This is a genomic window from Bifidobacterium tissieri (assembly GCF_002259645.1).
GTDB lineage: Bacteria > Actinomycetota > Actinomycetes > Actinomycetales > Bifidobacteriaceae > Galliscardovia > Galliscardovia tissieri.
This window is the reverse complement of the sequence record NZ_MWWV01000020.1, coordinates 21,219-28,367: the sequence shown is the minus strand read 5'-3', so window position 1 is coordinate 28,367 and position 7,149 is coordinate 21,219. Positions and strand designations below refer to the sequence as shown.

Here is a 7,149-nt window from a genome sequence, read left to right as displayed (position 1 = left end):
CGTCCGCCGATGGCATGCGGTGGTAGTAGGTGGTCTCCCATTGGGTGAAGTCGGCGCTGACCGCGGCGAGGATGTCGAAGTATTCGTCGGGTTGCAGCGTGCCGTTGCGTCCGACGAGCATGTCGCCGAGATTCCAACGGGGGTCGCAGGCCACTTCGTTGATGATGTTGAACAAACGCATGTGGCCGACCATGGGGATCTGCACGGCGAGGACGCCACCGGGGTTGAGCGATTCCATGAGCTGCGGGATGAGCAGTCGGTGCCCGGGGATCCACTGCAGGCAGGCGTTTGAGAACATGAGATCGTATCGGCCGTGCAGATGGTGTACGTCGCCGAGGATGAAATCGATGCCGGGATGGTTTTCCTTGGCGCTGGCGATCATGTTCGGCGAATTGTCGATGCCGAACAGTCGGGCGTTGGGGAACTGTTCGCGGAGCACGGTGGTGCTGTTGCCCGGTCCGCATCCGAGGTCGGCGATGATGTTGGGGCCGGGAATGATCTGCCTGACGCGACGCGCCAGATCGACGGAGGGCTGCGTGCGTTCCGCTTCGAACTTGAGATACTGTGCTGAATTCCAATCGGACATGATGGGCTAGACACTCCTTCGGCCCCGATGCCGCTCGTTCGGCATGCCTTCCTTCAGCTTACTCTGTGCCATCGCCCGAATACAGGCCCGCATATGGTTTCGTTCCATGTGTCCGGCTGCGGTGAACCAGTCGTGTGGCTCAATGGGCGGAATGCGATGGTCGTGCCTCATGGGTGCGCATTACACTGTCAGACGATATCAATCCGTTCCGAGCAAAGAGGAATTCGCATGAGCAACGACTCCCCCATCACCGACGTCATCTTCGATTTCTGCGGGGTGCTGCTCGACTGGCAGTGCCGCGCATGTCTGGAGGGACGTTTCCCGCAGGAGACGGTCGACGCGATCTGCGCGGACGATGATCCGCACGGGTTCTACCGGTATGAGGATCGTATGGATGCCGGCGAGGACTTCGCCGACATCTATCCGGACGTGGTGCGTGAGCAGGGTGAGGAGATCGCCGGCATCTTCCGCTATTACATCGATCATTACGCCGATGCGCTGCCTCGCATGCTACCCGGCATGGAGCAGCTGCTCCGTGATCTGAAGGCCGCCGGTTACGGCGTGTGGGGGCTGACGAACTGGTCGCATGAGACGTTCCATCTGGCGTTCGAGAAGTTCCCGCAGATCGAGGAGCTGCTTGGTGGCACCGTGGTCTCGGGTGTGGAGAAGATGCACAAGCCGAATGCCGACATCTACGAGCTGGCGTTGGAGCGGTTCGGCCTCCGTGCCGAATCCTGCGTGTTCCTTGACGACACCATGCGCAACGTGGTCGGTGCCGAGGTCGTGGGCATCCGCGCGTTCCGGTTCACCGACGCCGAGCAGACCCGCCGTGATCTCGCCTCGCTCGGCGTGCGGCTCGGCTGAGATCCGCGATCCGCGCGAACAAGCGGAACCGGGCAGAATGACAACAGAGCGGAGCGCACGTCTGTCATATCGCGGCATCGTCACATGCAACCCATGGTTGTCATAGATGAGACCGCATGACAAACGAGCGCTCCGCTCATATCATCCGGGAATGGCCGTCTACCTATCGGCTTACCGGTGGATGGACTCCCTGAGTGCGTCCTTGACGGCGACCTTGGTGATCGCATACTGCAGGTAGACGCCCACCACGATGCTGGCCACGGTGATCACGGCGGTGACCAGACCGGGGATGAGCTTGTCCCGGTTCGCCTTGAACGGGCAGACGCGGCAATCGTCATCGTCGTCGATCAGTTCGGCGTCGTACAGATCCTCGTCCGGATCGGTGTAGGATGCTTCGGCGTCAGTCATGTATCCTCCTTTGCATAGCGTGAACCGTCGATGTCAATCTTACCCATCGACGGTTCACGATTTCGGATACGCCATGCCTCATTGCGGCGGATATGACGGCGTGCGCCGGTCAGGCGCCGTACTGGTCGAGATAGGCGTCGGCGGCGGTCTTGATCCCGTCGGTCACATAGGGTTCGCCGTTGGCGGTGGCGATGTGGAGGCCGGCTTCGAAGATCTCACGCACGTTGGCGATGGCGAACACCGGGAAGCCGAATTCGGCCTCCACCGCCTTGACCGCGGAGGTGTCGGAATCCTTGGTCTTCTCCATGCGGTCCACGGACAGCACCAGACCGACCACCTCGACATCGGCTTCGGCCCTGAGTTTCGGGATCACCTCGCGTACGGCGGTGCCGGCGGTCATCACATCGTCGACGAGCAGCACCTTCATGCCGTCGGTCAGCTGGGTGCCGACCATCATGCCGCCGTCGCCGTGATCCTTCTTCTCCTTGCGGTCGAACGTGTATCCGACCTCCATGCCATGGGCGCTCGTCAACGCGATGGCCGTGGACACGCCCAGCGGAATGCCCTTATAGGCGGGTCCGAACACGGTGTCGATGTCGGCGGGAAGGTTGCCGGCCTTGATCTCGTCGGCGATCTTCTCGGCGTAGAACGCACCCAGCGTGGCGATCTTACGGCCGTCGTTGAATGCGCCGGCATTGATGAAATACGGGGACTTGCGGCCGGACTTGAGGGTGAATTCGCCGAACTTCAAAGCCTGCGATTCCAGCAGGAACTCGGTGAAACGGTGGTCAAGGGATGCGGTGGTCAAGGGATGCTCCTTTTGTCTGATGAATGAACGATTATCGCCAGGTCTTGCCGGCGGCGAGCTTGGCGGCCAGTTCGGGACGGTCGTCAAGCAGAGCGTCGAGTTCGCGGGCCACACGCAACGGTGCGATCGGGTCGAACAGCGCCGCAGCGCCCACCTCCACGGCGTTGGCTCCGGCATACAGGTATTCGAGCGCCTTCTCGCCGGTGTCGATGCCGCCGATGCCGATGATCGGAATCTCGGGAAGCGCGGAACGGACCTGCCAGACGCGGGCCAGACCGATCGGCAGCACGGCGGGGCCGGACACGCCGCCGGTCACGTGATCGATGATCGGCTTGCCCGTGCGCGTGTTGATGCGCATGCCGACGATCGTGTTGATCAGGCTCAGCGCGTCGGCTCCGGACTCCACGGCGGCACGTGCGGGAACGGTGATGTCGGTGACGTTCGGGGTGAGCTTGACGATCATGGGCTTGTCGGTCATCGCGCGCAGGCGGGTGATGAGCTTGCTCAGGGCGACCGGATCAGTGCCCACGCTCATGCCGCCATGGCTCACGTTCGGACAGCTGACGTTGATCTCCAGCATGTCGGCCGCGGAATCGGCGAGCTTGGCGACCACAGCCGCATAGTCGTCGTCACTGTGTCCGGCCACGTTGGCGACCACGTTCGCGCCGATCTTCTTGAGCTTGGGAAGATCATCGACGAGATAATGGTCCACGCCGGGATTCTGCAGGCCCACGGCATTGATGTTGCTGGCCGGCCCCTCGGCGGTACGGACGCCGGGGTTGCCCTCCCACGGTATCGGGGAGACGCCCTTGGTGCATACGGCGCCAAGCTGGCTGACGTCATAGAACCAACGGACGGCGGCATACTGGAACGTGCCGGAGGCCGTGCCCACCGGGTTCTTCCACGGTACGCCGGCAACCACGGTGGAGTGCCGCCACTCGTACGGCTCATACAGGTCGATCGGTGTCGTATCGCTCATCGTCATCACTCCCATCCCAACTGTTCACGGGTGAACACCGGGCCGTCGGCGCACACCTTGAGGCGGCCATCCACGGTGTCGGTGGTGCACAGCACGCAGGTGCCGTACCCGCATCCCATACGCTGTTCGAGGCTGAACTGGCAGGGGATGTTCCGCTTGGCGGCCCATGCGGCGATGGCCTTCATCATCGGCATCGGTCCGCAGGACAGGATCACCGGCGGCAGATCGGAGGCCATGAGCTCCCCCTCGATGCGGTCGAGCACGGTGATCACGTTGCCCTCGGACTCGTCGATGCTGTGCACGACATCCGCGTGACGCGCCACGATGTCGTCGGCGAAATGATGATTCCGGTATCCGAACACGGCTGTGGAGCGGGACCCCTCCAGTCCGGCGATATGCTGGGCGGCGGCGATCACCGGAGGCACGCCAAGACCACCGGCGACAAGCACGTAGTTCGCGATCTGCTTGGTCTGGAACGGACGGCCGAGCGGACCCATCACATCGATCACATCACCGGCGTGTAGCTCGGCGAACTGTCGGGTGCCCTCCCCCACCACTGCGAAGATGAAGCTCACCTCATCACCGTTGATCTCGCCGATGCCGAACGGGCGTGGCATGAGACGCATGGGGTCATGAGTGAAGAAATCCACGAACTGCGCCGGCCTGCCATGCCTGGCGATATACGGGTCACGGATGGTCATGAGCATCACGTTCGTGTCAAGCTCACGCATGCCGGTGATCGCCACCGTATGCCGCGGCGGGAACCAGCCATGTTCGACGGCTGAAGCGACGAGGCGCTCGCTGGCGTCGAGCTTCGCCCGATCCGCCGTGGAGATGAACACGTCCGCACTCATCGACGAACCTCCTTCAGGGCCGAGTTGAGGTCCTCGCGCATGGCGATCGCCGCGGCGCGAGCGCTTTCGGCCACGACGTGCAGCGCATCGTCGACGCCAAGCTCCTCGTCATAGTCGGGGTTGTTCCTCCATGCGCCGATGATGCCACGGGAGGAGTTGACGATGGCACCGGAACCATCGGCATCGAACATGCGAGCCACGTCGGCGGCGGTGCCGCCCTGAGCGCCATAGCCGGGAACGAGGAAGAACGTGTGGGGCATGCGCTCACGCAGCCGGGCACCCTCCTCGGGGTGCGTGGCGCCGACCACGGCACCGGTGCGGGAGTAGCCGTGGTCGCCGATCGTCTCGGCACCCCAGCCTTCGACCAGATCGGCCACATGCTCGTATACGCGTCCGCCACCGGCCAGTTCGAGTTCCTGGATCTCGCTGCTGGACGGGTTCGAGGTGCGCACGAGGATGAAGATGTCCTTGTCGTGGGCCGCAGCCGCGTCGATGAACGGGGTGATGCCGTCGGTGCCGAGGTACGGGTTGACGGTGACCGCATCCTCATACCATTCGGATCCGAACTGGAACTCGTCGCCGTTCTCCTCCACGTCGTCGATCCGCACGGCGTTGGCTTCGGCGTTGCGCTCCACGTTCTCCACCTCGTCGGGATCGGCCACGTCCGCGAACTTCAGCGGGAAGCCGCTCAGATGGTGGGCGTACGCCTCGGCCGTGGAGCCGATGTCACCGCGCTTGACATCGCCGAGTACGTACAGACCGTTGTCCTGCGCGTACTTGCAGGTGCGGGCGTACATCCACAATCCGGCCTCGCCGAGCGCCTCATACATGGCGATCTGCGGTTTGACCGCGGGAACGATGTCCTTGACCGCGTCGATGATCGCCGTGTTGAACCTGAGGTACATGGCGGCGAAGTTGATGGACCAGGCGGCTTCCGCCCCCATGGGGTTGCCCATTTCGCTTTCGCTGATCGTCGCCTCGCGGGCGTTGTCGATCAGTTGCTTGGGCAGCAGCGCCGGCTTGGGGTCGAGACCGACCACACTGGGGTTGTCCGCGGCTGCGATGGCGTCGATAAGTCGATCCACGGTGTTTCCTTGTTCCTTTCTTGCTGTCTGCTCTGGCCGTTTGCGTCGTCGTTCCCGCTCCCGGCCACCCTTGTACGGCCGGGATGGTCCGGCTAGCGTCCGATGCGGCTGAAGACGAGCTTCGGCCCGATGATGGTGGCGAGCGGGCGGCCGGTCACCGACCAACCGCCGAACGGGGTGTTGCGGGCCTTGGAGTGGAACCGTTCCGGGTCCACGGTCCATGCCTCGTTGGTGTTGAGCACGGCGAGACCGACTCCTGCGGCCGCAGTGGGGTCGATGGCACCAAGATCCAGCACGCGGTTGGCGACCGTGCCGGTCTCCGGCTTGCGTCCGCCGAGCAGTGCGCTGATGTCGGTGGGCTCGTGGCCCATGAGCCGCATCGGCGCCACGCTCATCAGTTCGATCAGGCGCTTGTCGGGGATGAATCCGCCGTCCACGAGCACCGTGTGGCATACGCCGTACGCGCATTCCAGTCCGATGATGCCGTTGGGGGCCTCGAGGAAGCCGCGTTCCTTCTCCTCGAGCGTGTGCGGGGCGTGATCGGTGGCCAGCATGTCCACCGTGCCGTCGGCGATGGCCTCGATGGTGGCGCGACGATCCGCTTCCGAACGCAGCGGCGGATTCATCTTGGCGAGCGTACCGTACTTGAGCAGCGCCTCGTCGCACAGGGCCAGATAGTGCGGCGCCGTCTCGCAGGTGATCGGCAGTCCCTCCGCCTTCGCCCTGCGGATCGCGTCGAACGAGATCGCCGTGCTCACATGCTGGAAATGCACGTGGACTCCGGTCTCACGGGCCTTGGCGATGTCACGTTCGACGATCCTGAGCTCCGTGTCCTCCGGGATGCCGGGCACACCAAGCTTGCGGGAGACCGGACCGTCGTTGACCGCGCCGGTGTCATGATGTTCGCAATGCTCGATCAGATAGAGTCCGGATTCGTGGGTCATGGCGAACACGTCATCGAGGATGCCGGGCGTCACCGCCGAACCGTCGTCGCTGATCGCGGTGACCGGATGGGCCAGCTGATAACGGTCCTTGGCCGCATCGTCCTGTCCGGGCATGTGACGGCGCCAATGATCGAGCTCGGTGGCCTCATGCCCGGCACGTCCCTTCGACGCGCATACGCACAGGTCGTAGCGTACCGGCAGATCCACCTTGTGGACGGCCTCGTAATGCTGCAGGTAGTCGATGACATCGGTGCAGCCCGCATCAAGCACCTCCCGGGCGCCAGGGGCGTCCGGATCGTCGAGCGTCTCGCCGTCCATGGCGGGAACGGTGTTCGGCATGATGAGCACGTCGGTGTATCCGCCGGAGGCCGCCGCCGCGCATCCGGACACCATGGACTCCTTGTAGGTCTGTCCGGGATCGCGGAAGTGGACGTGCGGATCGGCGAAGCCGGGCGCGAGCGTCATCCCCGCGGCATCGTATTCACCGTCGGGCATCACCCCTTCGGGAATCGTCAGATCGATGGTCTCTCCGGTGTCCCACACCGTGATGTCGCGCAGGGTGATCATGCGCCGTCCTTTCCTATGTCCGTTGGATCCATGACCCGTACTCGGTCCCGTCGC

Annotated in this window: 8 protein-coding genes; 1 reads left to right on the top strand and 7 read right to left on the bottom strand. The window is 63.8% G+C overall.

The features are described from left to right. A partial coding sequence (locus tag BTIS_RS10995; RefSeq protein WP_094665427.1) for a methyltransferase domain-containing protein occupies positions 1 to 586 on the bottom strand: 586 nt, incomplete at its 3' end. Between the two features lie 228 nt (positions 587 to 814). On the opposite strand from BTIS_RS10995, the gene BTIS_RS10990 reads away from it, so the two are divergent. After that, a complete protein-coding gene (locus tag BTIS_RS10990; protein WP_094665425.1) occupies positions 815 to 1,450 on the top strand; it encodes an HAD family hydrolase in 636 nt (211 codons plus the stop codon). Between the two features lie 171 nt (positions 1,451 to 1,621). On the opposite strand, the gene BTIS_RS10985 is transcribed toward BTIS_RS10990, so the two are convergent. The 6 genes from BTIS_RS10985 to BTIS_RS10960 all read right to left on the bottom strand — a co-directional run bounded on the left by BTIS_RS10985 (position 1,622) and on the right by BTIS_RS10960 (position 7,095). Next, entirely contained in the window at positions 1,622 to 1,858 is a 237-nt protein-coding gene (locus BTIS_RS10985) for a hypothetical protein (RefSeq protein WP_094665423.1), read from the bottom strand. 109 nt (positions 1,859 to 1,967) lie between these two features. Further along, the gene (pyrE, locus tag BTIS_RS10980; protein ID WP_094665421.1) at positions 1,968 to 2,666 is read right to left on the bottom strand and encodes an orotate phosphoribosyltransferase; all 699 of its coding nucleotides are present in this window, start codon (positions 2,664 to 2,666) and stop codon (positions 1,968 to 1,970) included. 31 nt (positions 2,667 to 2,697) lie between these two features. Next, positions 2,698 to 3,660, bottom strand: a complete 963-nt coding sequence (locus BTIS_RS10975; RefSeq protein ID WP_094665419.1) for a dihydroorotate dehydrogenase — start codon at positions 3,658 to 3,660, stop codon at positions 2,698 to 2,700. Next, positions 3,651 to 4,499: a dihydroorotate dehydrogenase electron transfer subunit gene (locus BTIS_RS10970; protein ID WP_094665417.1), complete on the bottom strand. Its 849-nt coding sequence runs from the start codon at positions 4,497 to 4,499 to the stop codon at positions 3,651 to 3,653. The genes BTIS_RS10975 and BTIS_RS10970 overlap by 10 nt, the downstream gene beginning before the upstream one ends. After that, the gene (gene pyrF / locus BTIS_RS10965; protein ID WP_169713098.1) at positions 4,496 to 5,584 is read right to left on the bottom strand and encodes an orotidine-5'-phosphate decarboxylase; all 1,089 of its coding nucleotides are present in this window, start codon (positions 5,582 to 5,584) and stop codon (positions 4,496 to 4,498) included. Before pyrF ends, BTIS_RS10970 begins: the two co-directional genes overlap by 4 nt. 92 nt (positions 5,585 to 5,676) lie before the next feature. Further along, positions 5,677 to 7,095 carry a dihydroorotase gene (locus BTIS_RS10960; RefSeq protein WP_094665415.1) on the bottom strand — a complete coding sequence of 473 codons (1,419 nt, stop codon included), beginning with the start codon at positions 7,093 to 7,095 and terminating at the stop codon, positions 5,677 to 5,679. Between the last annotated feature and the right edge of the window lie 54 nt (positions 7,096 to 7,149).